Here is a 26,155-nt window from a genome sequence, read left to right on the forward strand (position 1 = left end):
AGCAAAGGGTCTGGACCATGGCAGCGCAGAAGCTCACCGCAACGAAAATCGACAAGTACCGCCCCACGAAAAATGATGAGAGCCTCGCCGATGGAAACGGCTTGTATCTGCGGTTTCGACGGGGTCAGACCGGCACCCTTTCGCGGGTATGGATGTATGCGTATAAGATAGGAAGCAAGTCGATTTATATCACACTGGGTGACCATGAAGCCAGCCTGCCCGAGTTCGACATCGCGCTGTATAAGCTGTCGCCGGCTGCGCGCTTGACGCTGGAGACGGCGCGCCGTATCGCCGCTGAAATTTCGGACTGGCGAAAACGAGGCCTGCAGCCGAAGGAGTTTATGCAATCTGAAATATTGAGGCAAGCGGCCGAGGTTGATGCGCGCGCCCAGGTCGCGGCGGCTCAGAGCGCACAGGCCGCCACCGACAGCCTCACCGTCCAAGACATGTTCGAGGTCTGGACCACCGACGGCGTTCGCCGCAAAGACGGCAACGCTATGCTCAAGCGCATGTTCGCCGCCGACGTGTTGCCGGCCATCGGCGCCGTGGCCATCAAGGATGTGACTGAGCACCACCTGCGCGCCGTCTTGCGCGCCATGGTCGAGCGCGGCGTCAACAGATCAGCCGTCATGCAGCGCAACAGCTTAACGCAGATGTTTGCTTGGGCCCGCAAGCGGCAGCCATGGCGCAAGCTGCTGGTTGACGGTGACCCGATGGAGCTGATCGAAATCGAGAAGATCGTCAGCCCCGACTACGACCTCGACAACATGCGCGACCGGATCCTGTCGGCCGACGAGATCCGCGAGCTGAACGCCATCATCACCGCAATGCATACCGAATACGAAGCGGCGCCGGACAAGCGCGTCGCACGGCAGCCGCTTGAGGCCACGACCGAGCGCGCGATCTGGATCATGCTGTCGACCATGTGCCGCGTCGGCGAGACGGCCATGGCGCGATGGGAGCACGTCGACCTGGCGGCCGGCACCTGGTTTATCCCGAAGGAAAACGTGAAGGACAACATCGCCGACCTGACCGTGTACCTGTCAGCGTTCGCGCTTGATCAGTTCAAGCAGCTGCATGCACACACAGGCCACAGCGCCTGGTGCTTCCCTGCCCGGAATAACGCTGGCAGCATCGAGGGAAAGTCGATCAGCAAGCAGGTCGGCGACCGCCAGTCGATGTTCAAGAAGAACAGGGACGGCACGCCGCGCGCGCCACTGAAGAATCGCCGCAGCGACGATACGCTGGTTCTGGCCGGCGGCAAGAATGGCTCCTGGACGCCGCACGACCTGCGCCGCACGGGCGCGACGATGATGCAGGCGCTGGGTATATCGCTTGAGCAAATCGACCGCTGCCAGAACCACGTTCTGCCGGGCAGTAAGGTGCGACGGCATTACATGCTGCACGACTATGCGAACGAGAAGCGAGCGGCATGGTCGGCGCTGGGGGAAAGCTTGGCGGCGGTGCTGACCTGAAAAGTTAGGCCAGTGCGATGTCGCCAAATCTGGATGCATCTCACGAGTAAAGCAAGACTCCCGAGATTCTGGTGGCACAATTCAGTGTCGCCAAATACCGTTTTGGCAGGCATTTCGGCAGTGAAGCGCTGCGCCCGCTTTCGCCCCGAAGCGGCCGTCCTAAGCAATCCTAACGCGCCTCGCTCAGCGGCCCTGCGATTCCTTGAAACGCTCAATCTCCTTTGTCCATTTCTCGCTTACATCCTTGAGAGTCAAAGCGAGATTTTGCAAACATTCGGAGGTAAAAATAGTCTCGCTTGTACCAGTAACTTTCTGAAAGTATTCGAACACATTACCGTGGCACAGGTTGTTTCGCACCCTTACGAGCTCAACCGTAACATTGTCCTTGAGCTTTTCCTCGAAATCTAATTCGCCTGGGAACGCTAGCATTTCGACCTTCAATCCGATTGCTCGAGCTTCGTGTAACAACCGGTTCTTCATGATGTTCACTTTGCTCATGGACTCTTCGTCAAACTTGCCTTGGTGGTAAAGAACATTAGTGCGGATACTGGCTTCGATACCGTTTATAAAGGACAGTACGGCTGCAATGTACAGACCATGACGCAAAGCCTTTTCGGCCTCCACGAAAAACCAATGCGTTTCGGCCCCTCGCAGGCGCCGGTAATAATTGTGTTGGTCAGCGAATGACCTGAAGCGTTCAGCAATATCATCGGGCATTGTTGGATTCTTTCTTCTCTTTGCTGTAAGGGCAGGTGGTGTTGTTCGCTGATGATAGGCGTCGACTTCGTCCCAGGCTTCATTGTCGGCGCCATTTGCACGACCGGCCGCTTCTGGCCGATACCGGCCACTCGATATATCTTATCGTATACGTCGCTGCTGCCACGAAAGTGGTAATATTTTTCGGCTACCGACACCCCGCCACAACAGCCTCCAGCACACCCTCGTAAGCGCGCCCTCGCGTCCAGTCCCGCGCCAGCGCCAGGATGATCTCACCATCCGCCGCGCTGGCCGGCAGCTGGTCGAATTCGTAGACCGGGCGCTGCGGTACCTCCCCGATGCACGGCACCACCACTGGCACCTCGACATGCACTGGCGCTGGCGGCACGCTGGCGCAGCCGGCCAGCAGCACGACCAGCAGCACCGCTAAAATTACCAATCCGGGCTGATTGTGGGTTTTCATCGTACCGCCTCCAGCATCGCCCGCACCGCCGGCATAGCCTCGTCACAGGTGGTGGCGCGCACACCAGCCAGCTGCTGCTGCGCCGCGTCCAGTTTGCGGCCGCGCCGTGCTGCCAGCGCACGCGCCTCCTCGCCACGCCGCTGGGCTGCAGCCGTTTCCCTAGCCATGCCGTCAACCGCGCGGTTTTGCTCGGCGATTGAGGCGCGCAACTCGGTGTTGACGCCCTGCCGCTCCTTCAGGTCGGCCCGCGCCAGATCGCGCGCGCCGGTGGCCAGCCACCAGCCCGTGCCAGCGCCGGTACCGACCACCAGCAGCAGCGCGGCCAGCACAATGGCGGCCACGCGCCAGGCGCCGCCGGCCACAACCGACAGCGCGCTCACGCCAGCACCCGCTGCGCCACCGCAAACAGCGCCTGGCGATCAGCCAGTCCGTTGGTACCGCCATTGATGCGCCGGGTTACCGCCACCTGATCGCCGGCATCGGCCAGCGCATTGAGCCCGCGCGACTGCCAGAACCACCCGGCGCTGCGGCAAGCATTGATGGTTTGCTCCAGCAGCGCCGGCTGCGCCAGCAGGTCGAGGCTCAGCGCTTTGCCGCACGCGGCATAATTGGTGCGGCCGGTGATCTGGATCAGGCCACGGCCGCGATAACGGCTGCCGTCGCCTGCTACGGAGTTACCCAGGTCGTACGCCAGCTGGTTGCGGTCGGTGCGCACGCGAGGTGGCCAGGTCGCCGAGAAATCGCGCTCATAGCGCAGCTGCGCCGCCGTCGGGGCCCACAGCTCACGCACGTAGAGCAGCTGGCCAGACTCGTGGCCGATCTGCGACAGGAACGCGGCCTGGCGCGCCGGCGTGGTTATACCAAATTCGGCCATAGCAGCATTGAGCGCGGGCAAAAAAATACCCGCTTTGGAGCGGGCATTGGGCATGATGCTGTTGAGTTGCTGCAGTGTGATCATGGTGTGCTTTCAGGTGGTGGTGATGGTGGGCCGCCGAAGCGGGACAGCTTGGCCAAGCCGGCGGCCAGATAGGCCTCGAGCACGCGCGCACCGCCGAACCCGGCCAGCGGAATCAGCCCCGCCTGCAGCAGGATCGGCACTTCCTGCCAGGCGCAGAGGAAATAGGTGACCAGACCGGCCAGCAGCGACAGCAGCAGATCGCTCGACACTTCCAGCGGGACCGATTTAATAACGATGGTCGGACTGGCGATCTTGCGCAGTGTCGCTGCAGCGCCGCCGATCAGGGCCAGCACCACGGCCACCGCCACCGCCGCCGGCGGAATGCTCGACAGATCGCTGCCAAACGTGGCCTGCGCTGCTGCTGCGCCGGCGCTCCAGAACGAGCCCAGCCAGGTCCAGCAGATTTTTTTCAGTTGCATACGGTCGAGCATTGGGCGTCCTGGTTGCGTTGGTGGGCGTCGATGAACGCGATGGTCATGATCGTGGCGGCGTTCCACAGGTAATAGGCCAGCAGGCCGCCGCTACGCATGTTGAAAAACTCGACATAGAGCTGAGCGATATAGCAAAACGCCAGCGCGGCCAGTACATAATGCCGCTGGCGCCGGCCCAGCCGCCAGTGAAACCGGGCTGGCAGGACGTCGTTGACCAGCGCATCGAGCAGCGCGGCCAGGCCGACGCCCATCAGCATCCAGATCAGGATGGCGCCGTCGCGCGTCGAGGCCACCAGGTGCATCAGCGAGCGCGGGTCTGTCATGGCCACATACCAGGTCACGATGGCGTTGCCTCCAACGTACAGGCGGAACACAGTGCTGGCGCGGTCGGGGGCAGGATGATTTTGAGTCTCCATATCACACCGCCTTGACCATCACATAGGCCCGGCCGTCCGGCTCGATCGAGATCACGCGCCCGACGGCGCGCAGGTACTGAGGCATTTTGATATCGTCCGCATGCACGGCAATGCCTGTAATGCCCTGGCCATCCTGCACCGGCACGATATAGTCGCCAGGCTGCGCGCCCAACACGTTCACGGGCACACGGCCAGCAATGGCGATGCGGTCGACCGTCTGGCGCGCAGCCTCGAGCGCCGTCTCGAATGCATGCAGCGCATCGGCATCCAGCTGCGCGGCTGCATCGTAGGCAGCGCGCGCTGCAGCGTAGGCCGCCTGTTTGGCAGCCCACTCGGCATCGGTATCGCCAGGTATTACCACGTCCCGATATTCGGGCGGATTGGTATCGGGCACCGGCAACTGCTCCAACACGTCGATGCGCCGAGGTGCTGGGATGGGTACTGGCCCGGCCTGTGGCTCTGGTCGTGGTCCAGCGCTACTTGCCCACGAGTCGCCGCCAACGAACGACGGCGCTGTTGATTTGATGGCGAACATGACGGCATCGGCCCAGCGGTCGGTAATGGTGTTGTCGGCGGTGATTCCGATGATCTGGCCCTTGGCGATCAGGCCACATAGGAGGCATTTGAAAATGTACTCGGCATAATCGTTGCCCAGCGTATTGACCGTGCCGAGCGTGGAAATGCCGCGATCAGTATTAGAATTTTTTCCCAGATACATTGCGGACGCAGCTGTTGGCAATAGTGCGCCATTGCCGGCGCGCAGCACCAGGGTCTCTACACTACCTGACAGGCCGGCCCGCATCAGCGCGGTGCCCATGGCGCCGACGGGGGAAAACCCGCCCGAGCCGGCGACCTGCAGCAGATCGGCGTTATTATCCGCCTCAGTCCCGACCAGAACCGAGCCGCGGTTCGTAATTCGCATCCGCTCCAGATACCCAGACGGACCGTCGCCTGTCTCAAACGCAGTATATCCAGAATAGCCGACTGTCGGGTCGCCACCACTCACAATGCGCGTGCCGTAACCGTCGCCGGAATAGCCCATTTTTATCACGGTGCGAGTATTGCCTGTCGTCTGGGAGATGACGCTCAACTTCAGCACCTCCTGCGCCGCTACGCCGACAACCCGGGCCGAGAGGCTGCTGGTCGCAGTAACCTGTGGCGCCGTCAGCGGCCCCGTCATCGTCCCGCCCGTCAACGGCAACGCGTTATACGGCCCGGCCGCAAACGCCTCCCACATCTGGTTTAGCACCTCCAGCACGTTGGTCATGCCCGGTAAAAATTTCATTGTCATAATTCAAATCCCCTCGATTTCTAGTGGTGCGGAATAGCCGTCGTAGTACGGCGTGGCGACCGCGTCCAGGTTGGCGACGCGGCCGTAAATCATGTGGTCCTGCTCGAGCAGTGGATCAGCGTTTTCGGGGAACAGGCTGAACAGCATCGGGCGGAGCGGCCCGCACTCGCGCAGGATGCGCATCAGGCGCGCCCGGTCTGGCGGCGTCAGGTGTTCCAGGTCGACGCTCAGCCGGTTGCTGGTCGTGCCCACGGTGGCGCTTGCCGTGCCGGCGCTGGTGCGGTAGGCCTCGCTGCTGTCCTGCAGCTGCAGCGAGGCGCCATACGAGGCGTTGTATTCCGGCGCCCAGTAATTGCCGGCCACCAGGCGCGACATTTCGATATAGCCCTCTGGCGTGCCGTCGCCGGTCACCTCGATGACCAGTCGGCGCACCAGCACGGCAGCGAACCAGCTCACCAGGTTGCTGCCGCCGCCGCGCGCCCAAGTGTTTGCGCCGCCCCATTTGTACGCATTCCAGCCCAGCGGCAGTTCGCCGAACGGATACGTGCCGAGCGGCGCCTCGCAGCACGGCCGCGTCCAGCCGGTGTCGAGCACCGGCACCGCATCGCCGGGCTGGGCGTAGGCGCGCACGCGCATGCGGGCCGTGCTGGTGAGGTTGGTATAGAACAGCGCGACGCAGGCGATCACCTCCTGTGTGGGCCAGGTGGCAGTAATCGTCTGGGCGGTACCGGTGGCGCGTAGCACGGCCGTTTTGCGCCGGGACTGCAGATTGGCCGGCCCGAGCGAGGCGGCCTGGCTCGATGCCGTCAGGGTGGCACGGTCGGCGACGTTATCGTGGATGATGCGGAGATTTGGCATGCGTTATTCCGTGGTAATGAGAGTCAGGCGCTGATACAGGACGTCTGGATCGGCACTGCCGCCGCCGGGGCGCGGCGTCGTTGTCACGTTCTGCTGAGTGATCGCCACCACTGCACGATAGATGCGGTTTTGGTTGCTGGCCGCCGTATCGGTATAGGTGAACGACCCGTCAATACTCTGCGAACACGTCGACTGCGTATCGGGGTCGCTCGAATTAACAATACTGGTTGCCCCCGAAAACGTCGCCGTCTGCACCAGCGCCTCGGCGCCAGCGCCGATAGTGCGATATAGCCAAATCGTCACGGCGTTGCTGCCACTGCCAGCTACGTAGTTATCGCCGCGTGACGAGCGCCCATGCTGCCACGACAGGCTACACACCACGTTGATCGTGCCGCCGTTGGAACCGAATGGGCCGTCGACCAGTTGGGCGGCCGGGTCGTATGACGGATTGGTCACTGCTGTTCTGAGCGTCCCGGCCGACAGTGAGCCGCCAAAATAACCGGCGCCACTGCGTTTCAAAAAAAATATAGCGTTGGCATCGGTTTTGGCACCGCTGCCGGCCCACATCGCGTACACCGGGTCGTCTGGCCCCTGCTCAATTCGAAATCCGGGGGCGACGCCAGAAACCACGCTGCCCGAAAATGTTGCCCTCCCATTGATGATAGTAAAACCCGGGGCGATTACGTTACCGTTGCCGGCCACCTCAAAATATTTACCACTGGCATAGCTGCCCATACGAAAAACATCCGGGCCCAAGTAATAACCGGTTCCGGTAGTTGGCCAGTTGACATCGACAAATGCGCCCCCTAATACATAGCCACGCGCGCGCAAATTATTGATCTCCATATCGCCGCTGCGATACAGGCGCCAGCCGGACTGGCCGACCACAAAATTGCTCGACCAGATATCGCCGCCGATTTTGGCATTGGTGATGCTCGCGTTCTGGATAAACGCATCGGCGACGTACATGCCGATAGGGATGGTCACGCCGCCGATCACGGTTTCCATCGTGCGCACGATAAACGGCACGGCCGCGGCAATACCGCTGCCGGCCGGCGCAGCAATGAAGAATGTGGTGGCGCGCACGCCGAAATCGAGTCGACCACCGCCTGCCAGCAATTCCAGGCCGCCGACCACATTGTCGGCATCGAGCTGGACAGAGTATTTGGCCTGCGTGCCAGCCAGGCTGTTTGCCGTTGCGACAGCCTGAACCTTGACAGCCGCATACGACGCCTGCAGCCCGGTAATGGGATCATTCAGCAACGCCTGCGACTGCTGCAGATACGAGGCGGCCGACGACGCGCTGCCGTCGGCATTGGTCGCAGACTGTGCGGCCTGCTGCTGGTACACGCCGGCCTGGCTGGCAGCGGTGCCGGCCGTGCTGGCGGAATTACTCGCAGCCGCAGCGCTCTGCCCGGCTGCTGTCGCACGCGCGTCGGCGGTCGATGCTGAGCCACTGGCAGCCTGGGCCGAACCGGCAGCAAGCCCTTGCGCAGCTTGGGCTGCTATGCGGTCGACACGCGCAGCCTCGGCTGACTGGCCGGCCTCGGTCGATTTCGTGCCGGCAGTGCTGGCCGAACCAGCAGCAGCGGCAGCGGACCCGTCAGCCGCATTGCGCGATTCCACCGCCAATAGCGCACTGCTGGCCGCCTGGCTGGCAGCATCACCGGCAGCCGTGGACGACGCGCTCGCGGTACTGGCCGATTGCAGCGCAGCGCTGGCCGAGCCGCTGGCCGCATCGCGCGCTGCCTTCGCCTCAACCGCCGACTGCGAGGACGCAGCTGCCTGCACGCCAGCTGCGGTCGCCGAGCCGGCCGCAGTATCCCGGCTGGTCGATGCTGCAGTGGCGCTGGCGCCGGCGGCACCAGCTGCGGTAGCGGCAGTGCTGGCCGAGTTGGCGGCAGCCGCTGCGCTGCCGCTGGAATTAGTGGCGGACTGCGATGACTGGCCGGCAGCCGTCGATGCTGCGCTCGCTGCCGTGCTGGCATTGGTTGCCGACTGGCTCGCCTGGCCGGCGTACTGGCTGGCGCCGCCGGCGGCGGCATCTGCCCGCGCCGCATCGAGCAGCGCCTCTGCGGCGGCCTGCGCCGCCTGGGCTGCGGAGGCAGCGGCCGATGCGGTATCGCCATACGCCTGCTGCAGATCAACGATCGCATCCTGCATCGGCTCGATCAGCTCGATTTTCTGGCCCAGCTCGGCATGCAGTTGGCTTTCCGTGATTTGCTCCGTCAGCACCTGCAGCAGGTGCTCGACCTCGACATCAGACGCGCCCACCGTGCCGCCGTTGGCGTTAAATGGGCCGGGAATGCTGGCGCGCGACACGTAGCGTATCCAGTAGTAGCGCGTGGCACCAGGGCCGACCGGGTCGACATACTCACGCCCATCGGCCCGGCCGACCAACGCGGCCTGCGCCAGGCTGTTGACTGTGGCGCGCCATACCTCTGTGTGTGACAGGTTGCTGTAACTGGCCGGCGCCGCGCCCCAGCGCAGCACGATGGTGGCCGGCGTGCCGGTCGCCACCAGGCCCGTCGGCGCCGGCGGCGGCGTCAGGTCCAGCGCCTGCTGTTTCGCCACGGTCTGCCGGGCGTAATAGGTCAGGCCGTCGATTACGGCGCTGGCCGTCACCGTCACCACGCTGGCGCTCATGTCGGCGTAGCGCAGCACGGCATTGCCGTTGGCGACGGCCAGCGGTACCGCCGGCTTACTGGAAAACGTGATATCGCCGACAGCGCCCAGCATCAGCGCCGCGAACGTGATCGATTCGGGCGTGGGCGCGCCGCCCACCGACACCTCGAACAGCGTGGCGCTGGGCGTGAGCAGCAGCGCGCGGTCGGTCGGCGCCGCATAGCGCGGTACCGTATTCATAATGCGCACATCGCGTGCGCCTACCAGGGCGCTCAAACCATCACCCCGACGGTTACACGGCCAGTCAGCCACTGGTGCGCCAGCAGCACCACCACGCCCGGCACGCCATCCTGCAGGCCGTAGCGCTCGTCACGCAGCAACACGGCCTGGCCCAGTTCCAGCATCATCATCTCGGGTTCTCCGTCAAATTCGTAAATGGTGCGCGGCACGCTGTTCAGTGCCAGGCGCCGCGCGGCCTCGGCCTGCGCGTCAGCCGTCGTTTTCAGGCAGGTTTCGACCTGCACCGGATCGTCGCTCAGGCGGTACAGCGCCTGCACCGTATCGTCGACAGCAGTCTCTGTCAGCCATTCGGTGGCGTACATATCCGCGTGCTCGGGCGGGATGCCCGTCTGCAGCCCGGCCTGCACGGTGTAATTGCGGTCGTAGGCGATTTTGACGGCGGCCACCACCGGCAGGCGCTGCACAGGGCGCAGGCTGCCCTCACGCATCTGGTCCGGCCCGATTTCCACCGGCGCACCGGTACCAGGCAGCGCGACCTGCACCAGGCGCAACTGGCCGGTGCGTGACATTAGCGCCTGCGCGCCGACGCTGGCCGCCAGCTGCTGGATGGCCTGCGCCGCGTTGGTGCGGTCGGCGACATACAGGCCCACCACCTGCGGATGCGCCGCATCGAACGCGGCAAAATTGGCCTGGTCGATATCGGCCAGCGTGAAACGGTCGGACGATTTGCCATAGCCGGTGGCGATGCGCTGCACCAGCGGGGCGATGCGCGGCGCGTAGCCGCTCACGTTATCGCCCTGCACGCTGACTGTCACGGCATTGGCCAGCGGGTTAATCGGCAGCGTAAAGCGGCCAGGCCCGGCCAGGTCAAATGGCACCGGCTTGCCGTTGGTGCGCACCTCGGCGATCTGCTCGACAGCGCCCAGGAACCCGTATTCCAGCGTGGCCGGGTTGGTCAGCAACGGCGTCACGTTGTGGCATTCGCCGAACGGTGCCGGCAGCACAGCGTCGCTGTTTGGACTGGTACCGCCCAGCTTGGCCTCGCTGATCGGTGTGTTCAGGCGTTGCAATTTATCGCGCAGCGTCAGGTTGACCGACTCGCGTCCGGACACGGCCAGGTCGGCGATCACGCCGTCGAATATCAGGCGGAAATCTGCGCGCGACCAGGCGGCATCACCGACCCAAGCGCGGCAGCGCCGGTTGACCCAAACGTCGGCCAGCCAGCTGTCGAGCGCGCCGTCGGCGTTGTCGAGCTCGATATCGCCGCCCGACAGGCCTGCCTCACCGGTCAGGCTGACCTGCTCGGTGAATGCCAGGCCGCCGGTGGCCAGCGGCTGATATTCCACGTTGGCCGGCACATCGGCCGGACCGGTGATGTACAGCCGCGAGGAAATGTAGCGCGTGACCTCGACGCCGGCAACGTTGGCCTGCGCCTCGATCAGCACTACCCGAACGGCAGCAGCATCCTGCAGCCAGGCCAAAAACTGTACATCCGTCATTCTGCATACTCCACTGATTTTCGCCATGGCGATGTTTGGGCAGATTTTTCAACGCCGGCAACAATGGTCTTTGCGGCGCCAGCGTTCGACTCGACCGTGGCCCGCACCAGGCCCTTGGTCTGTGCGACCTGATCGCCGCGAAAACCTTTGAGCTCCTCGCGCAGCGCCTTGACCTCGGCCACCAGCGCTTCGGAACCTGCATTCGACGCAGCCGAATAACGCGCCGTGTCGAACATCGCCACCGCAGGTGCTGGCGCAACGGGCGCCACCACAGGAGCATTAGTAAATTGCACGCCCTGGCCATTGGCCACGCCCATCGCCGCCTGCAGATTGGCGATGGCCTGCGGTACTGTCAGCACGCTGTCGTTGACCGTGACCAAACCCGACACCAGTGTCGTCAGCGCATCCAGACTGGCCTGCTGCACGTCGACCTGCTGCGATGCCCATTTCAGCGCCTCATCATTGGCCGCCATCACGCGGGCATAGTCGGACGCATATTTCGCATCCGACGCATTGACCACCTGCGAGGCCGACAGAAACGCCTGCTCGGCGGCAGACAGGCCAGACTGCGCCGTCGTGTCGCCGGCATTGGCTGCGGCCAGCGTTTTCTCGAACTGTGCGCGCGCCTCGGCATAACGCTGCTCGGGCGTCAGGATCGACTGATTGCCCAGCGCCAAACTCGCATTCATACCGACCAGCGAGGCGCCAAACGCCTTCCAAGTCCCCTGCAGCGTTTTGGCTGCCGCCGCTTCAGTCTCATACGCTTTGGCTACAGCGTCTTTTGCGGTTACCACCGCCTTGGCCGCCTGCACCTGATCGAACAGCGCTTTATTGACGTCGGCGATGCCGGCGCGCTGGATGGCCAGCAACTCCGTTTCGGATTTCGTCAATTCGTTGAGCTGCTGCTGCAGGTCGCGGTGCTCGCTGGCGATCTCGCTGGCGGTTTTTGCCACTGCCGCGTAATCGCCGGTCGCCGCTGCCAGCTGGCTGGTGTAGTCCGTCGCCGCCTTGAACGCCGGCGCCAGAGCCAACAGCTTGATGTACATCTCCTGGCCGCTCGTGCTGGACAGGTCCAGGCCCAGCACAATCTGTTTGTACTGGTCGACCGTTTTCACGCCGGACATATTCAACGCCGCCAGCGTGTCGGCCACGCTCGACAGCACCGGCGCCATCTGCTCGGCCTCGGTCAGGAAGTTCTCGGCAAAGAAGCTGGTGCCTGAAGTCAATGCATCCAGACTGCCGGCCAGCTTGATCAGGTTCTCGCGCGCGCCGATGGTGGCCACGCCCACGGCGCCGAACGCCTGCTGCGACGTGCGGCCTATCAGCTGCAGCGCAGCATCGACGCCGGCGTAGTCCTGCGACACACGCTGCAGTGTGGTGCTGAGCGCCTCCCCCTTCAGCTGGAACTGGGACAGGCCCGGCACCAGCTCGGCCGCAATGGTGTTGCCGACTCCCTCGAAAAACGTGGTCACCGCGTCCAGGCGCTCGGCCTCAGTTTTCAGGCCGGTCAGGTTGATGTTCAGCGCCTGCGCGCGCGTGGCCAGGCTGGCCGTATCCACACCCAACGTGTTGGCCAGCGTAGCCGACACATTGCGGATAGCAGCGTAGGTTTCGACGAACGCTGCCGAGGTGGTAGCGTCAACCGCGCTGGTGTCCGTGCCCGACTTGTCGCTGCGGAACCAGCCGCCCTTTTGCGACCATTTCGCGTAATCGTTACCCGTGAAGCCGGTACCGGTCAGCGTACCGGTAATGCCCGTCTCACCGTATTTTTTATCGCCCATGCCAAACAGGCGATTGCCGATACCGCCGATCACACCGCCCAGCGCACCGCCGATGGCCGCGCCCACCGGACCGCCCAAGAACGCGCCGGCGACCGCACCGATGCCGGTACCGCCGATCACGGTGGCATTGCTGCCAAACTGGCCGGAGATCAGTTTGCCACCCAGCACGCCAGCAGCGATGCCAGCAGCCGCAGTGACAGCGGCGCCAGCGTAGGCACCGGCCGTCACTGCGCCAGCGCTACCTACACCGCCCGAGGCGGCATACAGGCCTGCAGCATCTGCTGCGCCCACCAGCCCGGTACTACCCAGGCCAGCGCCGAATGCCTCGATGGCGGTCGAGCCGAATAGCGTGCCCAGGCTGACCACGCTGGTGCCGAGGCCGGCGGTCAGGCCGGCGAAACCTTGCGTCGCGATGGTGTAGGCGGTTTTGGCGCTTTGCACCAGGCTGCCAACGCCACCCAGGCCACCGGCAGCGCCGGTACCGCCCAGCCCGCCGGCAGATGCCAGGCCAGCGACGCCGGTACCAGACACCGATGCGCCGATGTTCAGGATCCATTTCTTGATGGTCATCTGATAGAGCAGGTCGAGCAGGCCGTTTTTCAGCGTGTCGCGCAGGCGATCGAATGCGGATTTTCCGCTATCGAAAATCGAGACAAAAGTGTCGTGGGCGGTGCTGTCGATCGACTCCCACATTTTACGGTTGGCCTCAATCTCCGGTTTAGCTAGCTGGTTGCTGTACCAGGTCGAATATTCTTCCTGCAAGCGCTTCTGCGCATCGGTGCCGGCGCCGGCCAGGGCGATGCGCTCCTGCCACATGGCCGCGTCGATTTTCAGCAGCGCAGCAGCGCGCGATTTTTCATCGAACAGCGATTCAGCAGCAAAGCGGCGGTTTTCTTCAGCCAACTGGGCAGCGTAGCCCAGCGCCTTGGTCTGCGCCAGTGTGGCCTGCTCTACGCGTGTCCGCTCGTCCGCCTCCGCTTTCAGGCGCTTGATCTGGCCCTCTTCGACCACTTTGCCCGCTACCTTTTCCTGCAGCAGGAACTTTTCCAGCGCCGTCTGCTCGCGCACCGCCACCATGGCCAGCTCGCGGGCATCGGCCGATTTACCCAGCATTTGAGATTCGACGGTCAGGGCGGCGGCGGACTCCTGGCGTGCCAGCGTGCTCTCGTTGATGAACTTCGCTACATCCCTCTCGGTCTGCTGCGCCTTGACTGCCTCTTCTGCAACCTTGTTTGCTGCAAGTTGAGCGACGGCCTCAGCCTTCAAGGCATTCAGCCGCGCCAGGTCGGCACCGGACAGATTCTTTTTGCTGCGCTCTTCTTCCAGGTTCAACTTGATGGCGAATTTCTGGTTTTCGGTCGCCGCCAGGCCGGTGGCCAGCTCCATCTCGTTTTCAGCGGTCTTTGCCTTGATGGCCGCGATCAGCGTGGTCAGGCCGGCGACTTCCTTGCTGGCGGCAGCATCACCCTTGGCGCGCGCCTCCTGCGCTTGCCGGTTCAATTTCTCCTGCGCGATCAGCAGGTTCAGCTCTTCGGTGCGTTTGGCTTTCTGCGCTCCGGTCATCGTAATGGTGCCGTCGCTCAATTCGGCATTCATTTTGATAAGCAGCCGCTGCCCTTCCGTCAGCGCAGCGCCTGTCTGAATTTCCATCTTTTGCACTGCAATTTTCTGCTCGATAGCTTTGGTAAGGGCGTCGTACTCCTTCTCCGAATCCTTGGTGATCGATGGATTGCCACTGCCGGTCAGGGGAACAGCACCTGGTACCGGCGCTGGTGCGGCGCCTTTGCCAAGCGCGCTCGGATCGCCAAAGCCAGTTTTGATGGCCACGTATTTCAGGATCGACACCGTCGTCTTCGTCGCGGCCTCGGCGACCTTATCAAACCATTGCGATGCGGATTGCCCCCACTCCTTGATCTGCTCGCCGAACCTCGGCAGGCTTGACCCGCTGCCATAGATATCGTTGAACGCGCTGACGATGGTATTTTTTGACTTCAGGATGGTCAGCGACGCTTCTGTCACAGCCGGGGTCAGGCTGCTGGTCAGGAAAGTGCTGATCTGGGCCCACATGCTCTTCCCACCAGGCAGGATGTCATGCCAGATTTTTCCCAGCCGCACCACGGCAGCGGCCTGTTCATCGGTCGTAGTGGCCGACAGGTCGCTGGCGCGCGCAATGTCTTCCAGTACCTGAACCTTGCCCTCAAAGCCTGCCTTCGACGCAGCAGCATATTTCTCGGCTTCGCTCGACATGGCGGCGATCTTCTTCGCCACCGCGATGGTCACGTCGTCGGTCTTGAGCAGTGCGTTGTTTGCATCGACGATATCGACGCCGAGCTTACTGAAAAACGTGCTGCCATCGCTTGCCGCAGCTTCTTTCATTTTGTCGCGCAGTTTGACCATCGAACTGCCAAACTCCGTGGCGCTAACGTTTGAGCGTGCAGCCGTAGCCTCAAAGCGCGAAATCTGCGACGCCGTGATGCCGCTTGAGATGGCAAGGCCGGCCAGCGCCGAATCGGCATCCAAGCCCTTTTTCACCAGCACGGCGATGGCAGCTGCAGCGGCGGTAACGGCCACGACAAGGCCAATACCTATTTTCTTGATCAGGCTGTCGGACTTTTCTTCCGTTTCGCCCATCTTGTCTTTGGTCTTGCTCATGGCGCTGTTGAAGCCAGGCAGCACGCCAATGACCTTCCCGAATGCGCTCGATGCCGAATCCGAGAGCGAACTGAATGCCCCCTTGGATTTTTCACCGATACCCGAGAATACTGACTTCAGCGAATCCCACATACCGCCGGCCAAGCTCTTGAGCTTGTCAAAAATGGACGCAATGAAGCCCATGGACTCGCCGCCGATCTTCTTGGCCTCGGCCATGCCCTGCTTATATTTTTCAATATCAGCCATCAGGCGAACTTCAATGCCATGAAACATGCGCAACTCCAGTTTATTTTTTCAGGACCGCTTTGACTTCTTCCTCGACCAACGCGATTGCATCGAGGGTGCGAGCGTCCAGCGCCGGGCGCAGAAAAGGATGCGCCTGCATGCCTGGATGGTTCAGCGCCAAATACGAGCGGCCGCCAAATGACAGGCGCCGGCCATTTCGACCGCGGATAACGTGCGCGGCCGCACCGGTGAACTCGATGATGTGTGCGTAATAAACAATCGCGCCGCTCGGCGTTTTGCCACCAGCCTTTACTGAGGCGAACACACGGTCGCCCTTCTCCCATACCGTTGCGCGGATGGTGTCGCGAAGGGCGCCGGGATAGCCACCGTACATCTTCGCGTTCTCGCCAGCTGGCTTGCCCACTGGGCAGTTCTCCTTCGCCTGCGCCTCGATCACCTTGGCGCCGGCATACAGGCCGGCGCGCGCGCCCTGCTGCATTTTCTTCGACGAGTCATCCAGAAATTTCAGCCAGTCATCCAGGCCGACCACGATTGAATTTGTCATGCCGGCCCTCTTAGAAATAGCGGTTGTGGTGAAATTACGCCAGGAACTGATCGATGCTGCGCTGCATGTTTTCCGCTCGCGCCTGCTTGAGCACTGGAGCGGCAGCAAATGGCGGCGGGCAGTCTCGCGCCGTCGCCTTATGCGATTCGTCCAGATACTCGTTAGACAGGCGGCGCAGCAGTCGCGCCTCCCATGGCTGAAACTCAACACTGAGAAGCTCCTGCCAAGCCAGCAGCTCGACGCCGGTGATAGGCCCGTTACCCATGCCCGCTGCTACTGTCGGGCCGAATTCAAATAGGTAATCCACCAGGTAACCGCCCCACTCCAGCGGCGGCATTTCGATGGGTGTCTTGTTCAATCGCAACGCCTCGCGGCGCGACACCTCGGGAGGCGCCGGCGGCGCGCCGGCAGGCCGCTTCGGCGCATCCGGAATTGCGTTTAGCCAGGCAGCGTGCCGGACGTAGTCGGCGAGCTGGTCAGCAATTTTTTTTTGAAATTGCTCCGCTCACCCAAGAATTTTTCGACGTCGTCGGCGATGTGGCCGATTTCGATATCGGAATAGGTGCGCTTGAACAGCTCATAGCCGGCGCCCTGGCCGTCGCCGAAATTGTTGAAGCTGATCGTGCAGGCGGCCAGGAATTCGGCACGTTCCTTGATCTTGTCGTCAGCGCTTTGTTTGGCGTCCGCCTTGCCCTGCATGCGATTGAAGACGCGCGCGCTGTTACGCTCCTCGGCAGCGTGGCGGGCCTTCTGGAATTCCTTGGTGCCGGGGCTGTGCAGCGTGATGGTCAGCGCGTTACCTTGCTCGTCGGCCTGCGGCTCACCGGCCGCGTCGCGCACGATCATTTCTGCTGCTGCGGCGATAGCCAGTTGCTTGATATTGAAGGTCATGATGGTGTTACCTTTCTTCTATAGGTGGGATATGTGCACCATGCCTGTCGCCTCTCCATAGAGAAGACGGCCAGGCCAGTGATGGTGATGGCTACGGCTGGCGCCGCGCCGGGACGGTTAAGCGGTGATGGTGTCGCTCTGGCGCAGCAGGACGAAGTTGCCCTTGACGGCGTCATTGCTGGCACCGTTGTTTTCGATAAAGCTCTTCACTTGGGCGGTGAAGAAGCGCTCCGCAGTACCCTGCTTTTTCAGCTTGAAGGCCGGAATGCTGTAGTCATTGGCGGCGGCAGCGATGATGATCTGGCCAGCGTCGGCCTCATTCCATGCGCATTCGAACGCAGCGTCAGGCAATTTGTAGCTGCCCTTCTTCTCGCGATCGTGCGCATTGCCGACGGTTGACAGCGTCGCGGTACTGTATTCGCGACCGTTGACGCTGCCGACGTTGGTGATCAGGCCCACCTCAACCCAGGTGAGTGCTGCATATGCAACGGCCGTATCGGCGGTTGGGCGCGTCGCGCTGACATAAAGCTTGGTGCCGGCGACTGTTTCGAAGTCATCTTCAAATGCCATGATGTTACCTTTCAAAAAAAAGCCCGCTCGCTGGAATGCGATACGGGCGGGCTGCAAAATATGTGGCTCGGGAAGAGCGGAAGTGGTGCTGGATCAGTTCTGCTCGACGTAGTTGACAAGAAAATCACGCGACTGCTGAAAGATGTCGGCATCGTCGTTGCTGATATCCGGCCCGACCTGCTCGCGCATGACGCTGCGCACGGCGATGCCTGCGACCTCGCCGGTATGCGGGCCTGGGCCCAGCTTAGTTGCCTGCAGCACAGCCTTCTGGCTATCGTAGGTTTTGGCCAGTACCGTCACTTGCACCCGGGCGCGCACCAGCACCGCCGCCTGGCTGAGTGAGGCAGTGGCCAGCTCGACGCGACTGATTTCACGGATGCCAATGGCCGGTAATTCGGCGCGCTGCGGCACCGTACCCAATACGATGTTCTTGGCCTCCACCAGTGCGCGAACTGGCGCATGTGCCATCAGCAGCGCACGGATCACGTCGACCGAACTCATTTAGCCAGCGCCGGCTTGGCCTTGCTCTTCGTAACCGCCGCCGGCGCGACCTCACTGCGCACCGGCTCAATGTCCGGCACCGCTACCGCAACGGCCACGCCCTTGCGGATATGGGCCAGCGCCAGGCGTGTGCCGCGCGCGCTGTCGACGGTCTCGTATTCCTGACCTGCCGCCAGGTCGATGACGGTCACGCCATCCAGAGAACCGGGCAAGGATTGGGTCATTTTGATCTTCATGTTCGCCCTTTCTATGACGAGAATTTCTCGACCGTGAATTCGAGCTCGCGACCGCCCAGGATCGAGGCCGGGCCGCCGGTAATGGACAGCGTGCGGCGGCGCTTCGTCAGCTCGACGATGCGCATGTCCGACGTGATGCCGTCGCGGTACCGGATCCATACCGTCGCACTGTCATGCGCCAGGCGCAGGCCTTGCTGCGTGGCGTCCGTGTTGCCCGGCCTGGCATCTTCAATCTTGGCGCCAACCTCGGCCACCAGGGTCCAGCCGCCAGCCGGCTTGCCGGTATCAGGGTCGATCTCCGGCGGCGCCTCGATGCGAATACGGTCACGGAATTTAAGAGCGCTCATGCGTAGCCCTTGCAGGCGTCCAGCAGGCGGTCGATGAATGCCGACTGCACGGTGTCGCGCTCGGTGCGCGTGATGGGATCGAATTGCTCAACCAGCTTGGCCAGGATGTAGAGCCGTACGTTGTCAGGCGTCGCCTCGGACGTCGTGCCATAACCGCATTGCACATCGATGGTCACCACGTCGGTATCATCCAGCGTCGCCGGCCAGCGCGCGCCGCGACCCGGCACCAGCGCCGATGCATAGCGGGAAGCGCGGACGCGATAGCCGCTGGCGGGCAGCAGATGCTCGGCGCCGTCCGGATCAAAGTACTTGACCGACACGATATCGAGCACCGGGTGCGGCAAGGCGATCTCAGGCGCGAAGGCGTCCAGCGTCACGCGCCAAGTCTGCGCCATCAGGCACTGATCGAGCTCGTGCTCGAGCTTCGATATCACGCCGGTCGCCCAGCCTTTGACCACATCATCCATGTGGTCGCCATCGATGACCATATTCTTCTTGATCATATCCAGGTCGACTGCCAGGACGCTCGGTGGCGTGATGCAGATGGCCATTACGCAGCAGCCTTATCCTTGCCCTTGCCGGTCGTCGGCGCCGGCGCAGCGGCCTTGGCCGCGTCAAAAGCAGCACGGTCGGCAGCCAGTTGTTTGGTAGCCTCGGCCAGTCGCGCGCCGTCGGCGGCGTAGCTGTCGGCAAGCTGCGCCAGGCGATCAGCTTCGGCTTGGTTGGCAGCAGCTTGCTTGTCCAGGCGCTCGGCCTGCTCCTGCAGTTCGGCTTCGCGGCGCAGCAGCGCGTCGCGTGCGGCCAGCAGCTCTTCCTTGGTCGGCTCGCGCACCGGGATCGGGTCTTCCCAATCGCCGACTTCGGCCCAGCCTTCATCCAGCGCGACGCGGGTCATGTCGGCATCATCGGTCTCGATGCGATCACCCTTGGCATACTGGCGCACATCCGAGCCGCCGTGCGCCCAGGAGAAATCTTGTTTGGCAATCAGTTTCAAAGCACTCTCCTTGCGGGGAGACCGTCAGGCCTCCCCTTGAGTTTTTAGGATGCGGCGATTTTCAGCAGCTTGATCGCTTGGGTATTGCGCAGCTTGCCGCCCACGCGGTGGCGCACGTAGAACTTCACGAAGCCAGGTGTGGTGATTTCATCGCGAGTGACGCGCATGCCGACACGGTCACAGATCAGGTAGCCTTCCTTGAAGTCGCCGAAAGCCAGCGGGAAAGCGTTTGCTGCCACGGCCGGCATATCTTCCGCTTCGGTGATGCCGAAGCCCAGGAAGGTGGCAGGCTGGCCAGCGGTCAGTGCCGGCTGCCAGAGGTACTGGCCATTTTCGTCCTTGTATTTACGCAGATCGGCCAGCACGGCTTTCGAGGTCAACCACTGCGCGTTGTTGCGGTAACGGGCACGCACGCCATAGATCATGTCAAAGAAGATATCCGGATTGGTCGGCAGCCCTGCAGCCTGGCCGGATGCGAAATACTGCAGCGTGCCGAAGGCGCGGGAATTGTCGCCGGTCGCCACAGGTGCCGGGCCAGCCAGAATGCCAGTTGGCTTCTTGACGCCATTGCCGGAAATGAATGCAACGCCTTCGCCAGTGGCCATCGCTTCGCTGGCCGAATTGATCAGCCAGTCTTCGACGTTGAAGAACAGATCATCGAGCGATTCTTCCGACGCCTGCGGCTTTGCCGATGCCATGCCGAAGGTCGGCACGATTTCAGCCAGGTCGGAGGTGTTGGTCTGGTTGCGCGTGTCGCCCTCGCCCAGCCATTCAAAGCCGGCGCCGTTGACGTCGAACAGCTCGCTGTAGTTGGTCGAGCCCACGGTGCGAACGGTGGCGATCTGGCGGATCGGCGAAAAATCGAGCGACAGTGCCGCAATGGCGTTTTCAACGATCTTCGGCAAGGCGTAGCCGCCTGCAGCGTTGACGCCCACCATCGCCTGCGCAGCGCGGCTCTCGCGGCTATCGGCCGCGTTTTTCAGTTCCAGTGCTTTGTACGTTTGGCTGAGGCGATGCTCGCGGCCCGGGTCTTTCGGCGCGCGAATCCAGTCGTAAAAGGCTGCCTTGTAAGCCAGATCCTCGTTACTTTCGCGCTGCTCGCGGCCGGCACCGCTGAACGCACCCGGGCGTGCCAGTTTCGTTTCCAGCTTTTCCAGGCGGCTTTTTTGTTCCGACAGGTCGTCCATCGATTCTTCGATCTTTTCCATCTTGGCGTCCAGATCGGAGGTGGACTTGCCTTCTTCGACCGCTTTGATGCGCTCGTCGTTGGTGTTTTTGTACTCTTCGAACGCAGCACCGATCTGTTCGATAGCTTCGGCGACGGTGGCCAGCGTCGGCTCTTCGCGCTTTTCATACGGGCGCGCCGCCTTGGCCTGAAAGGCCGCAAAGTGAATGGCCATGGTGGCCAGCAGAATTTTACGTTTCATGGTCTTCTTTCAGTTTTTGAGGTTATGGAGCAGCCGGTTGGCCGCCTTCATGGCTGCAGCCGCCCCATGAGCGTCCCGCTCAGCAAGGGTGATGCGCTTGACCCCGGCAATCAATGCCTTGGCCGTGTCCGCCGAGACGCCCGCATCCCGCAGGGCTTGCTCGGCTTGACGAATGGTTTTGATGGCGGCCACATCAGCCGCCTTTACGTTGGTGATACGCGCCTGGCGATTGGCTGGAAAGGTAACCAGCGAGATTTCCCACAGGTCGACCACGGCAAGAATTCGCAACTCGCCGTCATACGACCACTCGATTGCCTCAAAGCCGATGGACAGGCCGTTGAGCGCACCAATCTTCAAGAGCGCATGGGCTTCGCGGCCGCGTGCGGTTTCGAGGGCCAGCTGGCCCTTGATGCGCAGCCCCTTTGCGTCCTCGACGATCTCGGTCCAGACGCCGATCGGCTCGGTCGCGTCGTGCTGCCACAGCATGGCCGGCAAGGTGCCGGCGACCTTGTGCGCCGCCAGTGAGGCCTCGAACGCGCCGGCCATGATGATGTCGCCATAGTCATCGCGCACGCCAAAGACCGAGCCGTAGCCCTCGATGGAGCCATCTTCGCTGGTGGACTTGATCTGCAGCGCAAAGGCCCGCACCACGCGGCCGCCACTCGTGTGACGTCGCTCAAGACTTCTTCGTGTCATTGCCGCCTTCTTTCTTGTTAGTACTCATATTCATAGGGGTAAGCGGCTCGTCCAGGCCCGGCAGCGGATCCTTCCCTTCTTCGTCGCGGATCTCGTTGCGGGTATAGATGCCCGTCTCAGCCATGGTCCGCGCCCACTGCGAGCGATCTGCCATAGATCCGGCCAGCAGGTAGCGCGTGTCGAACTCGGTGAACAGCGCCCCGTTACCATCGAGCAGCGTTTCATCGAGCCGCTGCATCCAGGCTTCATGCCATGGCGCCAGCGTGTTCTTCACGTGCGCTGAAAAGAACGTCTCGGAGCTGGCGAATGTTGCAGCTTTGTCAGAATGACCTACCATGATCGGAAACACGCCGTAAAACCGGCAAATCTCCTCAATTTGCAAGCGCCGCGTTTCAACATGCTGCGCGTCAACGCCGCTGATCGCCGTGCTTACCCACTTCGCGGCCCGATCCAGCACCAGGGGCACGCCCGTATTCCGCACCCCGCCCTTGTCGCGCAGCCACTGTGACAAGCGTTCGTGCTGTTCCTTGTTCAAGTTGCCCTCAACGGAATAGGCGCCGCTGGTGCGCAGCCCGTTCTCATGCATGGCTGTCTGGCTTTGCTCGGTCGCCATGGCCAGGCCGATGGCCGAGCGCGCCAACTTCACTGCGTCCAGGGTAGTCACCCAGTCCCATTGCACGCCGTTAAGCAAAAACACGTCGTCCGGTGCGAATTCACCGATCAAGCCGAACTCATCCCAGCAGCGATACACCAGCTCGTACCGCGACGTCCTGGTGACGCTCCACTGCCCTGGCTGGACAGGTATCAACTCGCGCACACGCCGATCATCACCTCGCACCTTGATCGACAGGCCCGTGCCGGTGAGCGCTGCGTGGATCGTCATCTGGCGGCGCCACTCGAAGGAGGTCTGCCACTCGTTTGGCCGGCGCGCCAACAAACGATATTCCGGGATGCCGGTGGCCTTCTGCCGACGGCCAGCACTATCCTCGCGGTAGACGTGCAGATCCGGCGTGGCGCAACCGTCGGCAATAGCCTTCACGCATGCCAGTACCGTGGAGACCTGCAGCGCTGTCTGGCTGTTGACCGGCAATCCGGCCACATGGCTGACACTTCCACCATCGAGCAGGTCCGCAATCTGGTCATAGTCCAGCTGCTTGGATTTCTTACCCAAGATTCGCTTGAAAAAATTCACTAGTTGTCCCAGAAAGATTTGCCGTTGGGCATGGGGTTATGCGCCATCAGCGTCACCGCATCAAAAGCCGCCATCAGCGGGTCGATCTTGCCGGTGCCGCTGGCTTGCTTCGTGATCGATATCGCGTTTCCGCTTTGCACTGTGCGGGCATTGCCAACGCACCAGGCCATCAATGCCTGGCCGCCATGCACAAGCTCGCCACCAGCCACCTTGCGCTCGGTGGTCTTGATGGCGCCGTTCAGTTTCCAGCCCTGCGAGATAGCCACGATGTCATCGGTGGTAAATTCGCGCGCCACCAGCTCATCAATCACATCGGTAATGCCAGCGCCATCAACGCCAATTCCCTGTTTTTCCGGCAGGCGGCCTGCGTCCCGTACTCTGCAAACGATATCGGCCACGGCCGCAACGTCCTGCCCTGGGCGCTCCACCAAGGTGAGCTCGCCAGCAGCAGCGAAGTCCTGAAGCCGCGGCGCAATCTCTAGCCGGCGCTTCAGTACGATCTCGTGCGCCCAGGCATGCGCCCAAAGGAGCCAGCGCCGGGTTTCGCTTTCGCGCCCCAGTACTGCCAGGCCAAGCAAGTCATCCAGGCCGCCGCCGTCAATACCCACCACCGCCACCTCGCAGCGATCAAGCAGCGCATCGAGGGTCAGGCCGGACTCAGCAGCCCCCTCCCAAAAGTCAGCACCGGCCCAGCGGTCCGACCGCAGGTTCATGCCGATTTCGACATTCAAGTGTTTGGCCAAAAACTGCTGAAACGATCCGTCCGTTTTGGCCTGATTTTTCTTGAGGTTGTCTGCGAGCCATTCGGCGCTGACAGAGCGCCCCATGTTCGGGTTGGTGATGTAGAAGTTCGCCGGGTCCAGGTAGCCCTTGGCTTTGATCATCGCTTCCGGAAATTCGTAGATCACGCCCAGCGATTTGGGGTCGTCGATTTTGCCGTCCCGCACATCCCGGTAGTACTGCAGCTTTTCTTTGAACACACCAGCTGGCGGTTCCTCGCTCTGCGTGGTGAGGTAGATCACCCAACCCTCTTCCCGCGACACCTGGCCACCAGTTGCTTCCATGAACATGCCGCTGGCGTTGGCGCGCTTGCCAAACACCCAGTGCTCGTCGATCAGCACCCGGCCCGACTTTTTCCCCGAGACGGTGTCAGTATCGGCAGCGACGACCTTCAGGCTGTTGCGCGTGACACGATGTGTAATCGTCCGCACATGGTCTTGAATATGGAATATCGCCGACAACCTATCGTCGACGCGGATCATGCCGGCGGCCGGCTTGAAGCTGTTGTCGGCCACCTCCTTGGTCGGCGCCAGGATCAAATGCTCCTCTTCCTCGCGAAAGCACAGGATCAACGCTGTCAGCATGATCCCAGCCGCGATAGTCGATTTCGAATTCTTTTTGCTGATCAACAGAAAATATTCCCGGATCAACTGCTTGCCGGTCTCGCCGTCGTAGCCGCCGAAGATGGCGGCCACGAAGTCGAACACCCATTGCTCACTGCACTCCCCGAACGTAGGCTTGCCGGGAAGGTCGACCACCCGCAGTTCCTTGAAGATGGCCAGCGCCTGATCAGCCTTGTCAGGGAAAATCGGTGGCGGAATAATTGGATTTCCCGCGCATAGACGCTCTTCCCAGTCCAAGCATGCAGTTGACCATTCCATTACTACCTCTTCACTTCTTCACAACTTTGAGCGCCGGCGGCGCCATGGGTGCGAACATGTTCGCCGCCGTTTTCGCATCCTCCTGCTTCTGATCTTTCTTGCCGCCTTCGCCCAGCTTCTTGTGCACGAATGGCATGAGCGCCTTTGCAGCGTCGGTCCGAGTCTTCATTTCGGTAGCGGGATCGTTCATCACCGCCACTAAAAAATCTTTCGGGTCTTTCGTCAGCAGCGCAGTCGACGTACTTAAATTGGGCGGCTTCGGCTTTCGGCCAGCGCCGACGCGAGCCCCGCCACTTTTTCCAGGTTGGCCTGCCATTTGAATTCCGTTTGAAAATGGGAAAATTTTCTGCGCGTGAGAAAGCAGGTGGTCTAGGGCTTTCGATGCCCCAGAGATTTACCCCGCCCCTCCCTATAGCTTCAGCGGACCTCGCGAATGAGCGCAGCACCATCGATCGCTCGTCCTGCCGCCTCCTCGCGCTGCTTATCGCGGCTGTGGTGCGTCGTGCAAAGGCTCTGCCACCGGGTCGAGTCCCAAAACATCTTCATGTCACCACGGTGCGGCTCGATGTGATCCACCACCTGGGCGTGCGGCAGACCAATGCCCTTGTTCATGCATGCGAGGCCGATGGCCACCGCATCCTGGTCGTAACTGATGCCAGCGTCACGCAGGCAGTAAGCGCAGAAGGGATGCTTCACCAGGTAGGCAGCGCGGGCCTGCTGCCACTTGTAACCGTAGCCGCGCGCCGTGCTGCCCTCCTTACCGGAACGCCACGAGTCCGCGCTTACCGTCACCATGCGGCCCGGCAGCGTTTGCAGCTTTGACTTGAGGGTTGTGAGGCGCGTAGCCATCAGTCGCCAGTAACACCATCGCCGGCAGCGGGCAGGCCGGTCAGCACAGCCAGGCTGACGCCACCATCAATGATCAGAATGCGAACGTCAGCGTCCAGATCAGAGCGGATACGCTGCTTCATCGCGGCCAACTGCTCGCGGCTCAATTGGTGCGGGGTAGTCAACACCAGCGCATCGCCATGCGCCATGGCCAAGCTCGCCACCTGCGGCGTAACAGCAGCAGGCACGGTGTCGGTCGCACCAAGGAACTCGGGCGACTTGGCATCGAGGCCGGAGCTGACGCCAGAAGCCACTGCAGCAGCAATGTACTCGCTTTTGCGGGCGACGCTGACCGGCTGACTATCGGCGACCATGCGGTCGGCCACTGCTGTGGTACGGGCCTCGATAAGCGCACCGAGGCGGCAAGCTTCCACATCATCGATGAAGCTGTGCAAACTGGTGTACTGATGGTTTACGCCGATCTTTTCCAGTTCCGCCAAGATGACCGCTTTAAGCGCGTCAGCATCGGCACGTGCCATAGGCTCGGCATCCCGACGGATATGTTTCTCGATCATGCCGGTGAGCATGGATTGCTTGCTGGTGGCGGTAAGCATGG

General features: G+C 62.2%; 28 protein-coding genes. 1 reads left to right on the plus strand and 27 read right to left on the minus strand.

From position 1 onward, the window contains the following. Positions 1 to 17 precede the first annotated feature (17 nt). The gene (locus GCM43_RS13525; protein WP_226929479.1) at positions 18 to 1,475 is read left to right on the plus strand and encodes a tyrosine-type recombinase/integrase; all 1,458 of its coding nucleotides are present in this window, start codon (positions 18 to 20) and stop codon (positions 1,473 to 1,475) included. A 183-nt stretch (positions 1,476 to 1,658) separates the two neighbouring features. On the opposite strand, the gene GCM43_RS13530 is transcribed toward GCM43_RS13525, so the two are convergent. The 27 genes from GCM43_RS13530 to GCM43_RS13660 form a co-directional block, all read right to left on the minus strand. After that, entirely contained in the window at positions 1,659 to 2,192 is a 534-nt protein-coding gene (locus GCM43_RS13530; protein WP_152245069.1) for a hypothetical protein, read from the minus strand. Between the two features lie 187 nt (positions 2,193 to 2,379). Then, complete coding sequence (locus GCM43_RS13535) at positions 2,380 to 2,655, minus strand: hypothetical protein (protein ID WP_152245071.1); 276 nt, start codon at positions 2,653 to 2,655, stop codon at positions 2,380 to 2,382. Beyond that, positions 2,652 to 3,035 carry a hypothetical protein gene (locus GCM43_RS13540; RefSeq protein WP_152245073.1) on the minus strand — a complete coding sequence of 128 codons (384 nt, stop codon included), beginning with the start codon at positions 3,033 to 3,035 and terminating at the stop codon, positions 2,652 to 2,654. Before GCM43_RS13540 ends, GCM43_RS13535 begins: the two co-directional genes overlap by 4 nt. Next, positions 3,032 to 3,613, minus strand: a complete 582-nt coding sequence (locus GCM43_RS13545) for a glycoside hydrolase family 19 protein (RefSeq protein ID WP_152245075.1) — start codon at positions 3,611 to 3,613, stop codon at positions 3,032 to 3,034. Before GCM43_RS13545 ends, GCM43_RS13540 begins: the two co-directional genes overlap by 4 nt. Further along, a complete protein-coding gene (locus tag GCM43_RS13550) occupies positions 3,610 to 4,044 on the minus strand; it encodes a phage holin family protein (RefSeq protein WP_152245077.1) in 435 nt (144 codons plus the stop codon). Before GCM43_RS13550 ends, GCM43_RS13545 begins: the two co-directional genes overlap by 4 nt. After that, positions 4,023 to 4,460, minus strand: a complete 438-nt coding sequence (locus GCM43_RS13555; RefSeq protein ID WP_152245079.1) for a hypothetical protein — start codon at positions 4,458 to 4,460, stop codon at positions 4,023 to 4,025. Before GCM43_RS13555 ends, GCM43_RS13550 begins: the two co-directional genes overlap by 22 nt. A 1-nt stretch (position 4,461) precedes the next feature. Continuing rightward, entirely contained in the window at positions 4,462 to 5,727 is a 1,266-nt protein-coding gene (locus tag GCM43_RS13560) for a hypothetical protein (protein WP_152245080.1), read from the minus strand. Positions 5,728 to 5,754: 27 nt separating this feature from the next. Continuing rightward, positions 5,755 to 6,609 carry a hypothetical protein gene (locus tag GCM43_RS13565; protein WP_152245082.1) on the minus strand — a complete coding sequence of 285 codons (855 nt, stop codon included), beginning with the start codon at positions 6,607 to 6,609 and terminating at the stop codon, positions 5,755 to 5,757. Positions 6,610 to 6,612: 3 nt separating this feature from the next. After that, entirely contained in the window at positions 6,613 to 9,510 is a 2,898-nt protein-coding gene (locus tag GCM43_RS13570) for a phage tail tip fiber protein (RefSeq protein ID WP_152245084.1), read from the minus strand. After that, the gene (locus GCM43_RS13575; RefSeq protein WP_152245086.1) at positions 9,507 to 10,973 is read right to left on the minus strand and encodes a hypothetical protein; all 1,467 of its coding nucleotides are present in this window, start codon (positions 10,971 to 10,973) and stop codon (positions 9,507 to 9,509) included. Before GCM43_RS13575 ends, GCM43_RS13570 begins: the two co-directional genes overlap by 4 nt. Continuing rightward, positions 10,970 to 15,679 (minus strand): hypothetical protein, encoded by a 4,710-nt coding sequence (locus GCM43_RS13580; RefSeq protein ID WP_152245088.1) that lies wholly within the window; start codon positions 15,677 to 15,679, stop codon positions 10,970 to 10,972. The genes GCM43_RS13575 and GCM43_RS13580 overlap by 4 nt, the downstream gene beginning before the upstream one ends. 13 nt (positions 15,680 to 15,692) lie before the next feature. Continuing rightward, on the minus strand, positions 15,693 to 16,196 hold the full coding sequence (locus GCM43_RS13585; RefSeq protein ID WP_152245090.1) for an HK97-gp10 family putative phage morphogenesis protein: 504 nt from the start codon (positions 16,194 to 16,196) through the stop codon (positions 15,693 to 15,695). Positions 16,197 to 16,230: 34 nt separating this feature from the next. Continuing rightward, entirely contained in the window at positions 16,231 to 16,554 is a 324-nt protein-coding gene (locus GCM43_RS13590; RefSeq protein WP_152245092.1) for a hypothetical protein, read from the minus strand. An 80-nt stretch (positions 16,555 to 16,634) separates the two neighbouring features. Next, positions 16,635 to 17,087 (minus strand): hypothetical protein, encoded by a 453-nt coding sequence (locus GCM43_RS13595; RefSeq protein ID WP_152245094.1) that lies wholly within the window; start codon positions 17,085 to 17,087, stop codon positions 16,635 to 16,637. Between the two features lie 117 nt (positions 17,088 to 17,204). Beyond that, positions 17,205 to 17,657 (minus strand): hypothetical protein, encoded by a 453-nt coding sequence (locus tag GCM43_RS13600; protein ID WP_152245096.1) that lies wholly within the window; start codon positions 17,655 to 17,657, stop codon positions 17,205 to 17,207. A 93-nt stretch (positions 17,658 to 17,750) separates the two neighbouring features. Next, positions 17,751 to 18,158, minus strand: coding sequence for a tail completion protein gp17 (gene gp17 / locus GCM43_RS13605; RefSeq protein ID WP_152245098.1), 408 nt, complete (start codon positions 18,156 to 18,158; stop codon positions 17,751 to 17,753). Continuing rightward, positions 18,155 to 18,394, minus strand: coding sequence for a hypothetical protein (locus GCM43_RS13610; RefSeq protein WP_152245100.1), 240 nt, complete (start codon positions 18,392 to 18,394; stop codon positions 18,155 to 18,157). The genes gp17 and GCM43_RS13610 overlap by 4 nt, the downstream gene beginning before the upstream one ends. A gap of 11 nt (positions 18,395 to 18,405) precedes the next feature. Further along, positions 18,406 to 18,741 carry a phage head completion protein gene (locus tag GCM43_RS13615; RefSeq protein ID WP_152245102.1) on the minus strand — a complete coding sequence of 112 codons (336 nt, stop codon included), beginning with the start codon at positions 18,739 to 18,741 and terminating at the stop codon, positions 18,406 to 18,408. Then, complete coding sequence (locus GCM43_RS13620) at positions 18,738 to 19,292, minus strand: head-tail connector protein (RefSeq protein ID WP_152245104.1); 555 nt, start codon at positions 19,290 to 19,292, stop codon at positions 18,738 to 18,740. The genes GCM43_RS13615 and GCM43_RS13620 overlap by 4 nt, the downstream gene beginning before the upstream one ends. After that, entirely contained in the window at positions 19,292 to 19,735 is a 444-nt protein-coding gene (locus GCM43_RS13625) for a hypothetical protein (RefSeq protein WP_152245106.1), read from the minus strand. The genes GCM43_RS13620 and GCM43_RS13625 overlap by 1 nt, the downstream gene beginning before the upstream one ends. 44 nt (positions 19,736 to 19,779) lie before the next feature. Continuing rightward, positions 19,780 to 21,162 (minus strand): phage major capsid protein, encoded by a 1,383-nt coding sequence (locus tag GCM43_RS13630; protein WP_152245108.1) that lies wholly within the window; start codon positions 21,160 to 21,162, stop codon positions 19,780 to 19,782. A 9-nt stretch (positions 21,163 to 21,171) separates the two neighbouring features. Next, entirely contained in the window at positions 21,172 to 21,858 is a 687-nt protein-coding gene (locus GCM43_RS13635; RefSeq protein ID WP_152245110.1) for an HK97 family phage prohead protease, read from the minus strand. After that, on the minus strand, positions 21,839 to 23,029 hold the full coding sequence (locus tag GCM43_RS13640) for a phage portal protein (RefSeq protein WP_226929480.1): 1,191 nt from the start codon (positions 23,027 to 23,029) through the stop codon (positions 21,839 to 21,841). The genes GCM43_RS13635 and GCM43_RS13640 overlap by 20 nt, the downstream gene beginning before the upstream one ends. 20 nt (positions 23,030 to 23,049) lie before the next feature. Continuing rightward, positions 23,050 to 24,711 (minus strand): terminase large subunit, encoded by a 1,662-nt coding sequence (locus GCM43_RS13645; RefSeq protein ID WP_152245113.1) that lies wholly within the window; start codon positions 24,709 to 24,711, stop codon positions 23,050 to 23,052. Positions 24,712 to 24,721: 10 nt separating this feature from the next. Continuing rightward, positions 24,722 to 25,027: a terminase small subunit gene (locus GCM43_RS13650; RefSeq protein WP_226929481.1), complete on the minus strand. Its 306-nt coding sequence runs from the start codon at positions 25,025 to 25,027 to the stop codon at positions 24,722 to 24,724. A gap of 101 nt (positions 25,028 to 25,128) precedes the next feature. After that, on the minus strand, positions 25,129 to 25,560 hold the full coding sequence (locus GCM43_RS13655; protein ID WP_152245115.1) for an HNH endonuclease: 432 nt from the start codon (positions 25,558 to 25,560) through the stop codon (positions 25,129 to 25,131). After that, a complete protein-coding gene (locus GCM43_RS13660) occupies positions 25,560 to 26,153 on the minus strand; it encodes a hypothetical protein (RefSeq protein ID WP_152245117.1) in 594 nt (197 codons plus the stop codon). Before GCM43_RS13660 ends, GCM43_RS13655 begins: the two co-directional genes overlap by 1 nt. Positions 26,154 to 26,155: the final 2 nt, after the last annotated feature.

The organism is Janthinobacterium aquaticum, from assembly GCF_009208565.1.
In the GTDB taxonomy this organism is placed as follows: domain Bacteria; phylum Pseudomonadota; class Gammaproteobacteria; order Burkholderiales; family Burkholderiaceae_D; genus Janthinobacterium.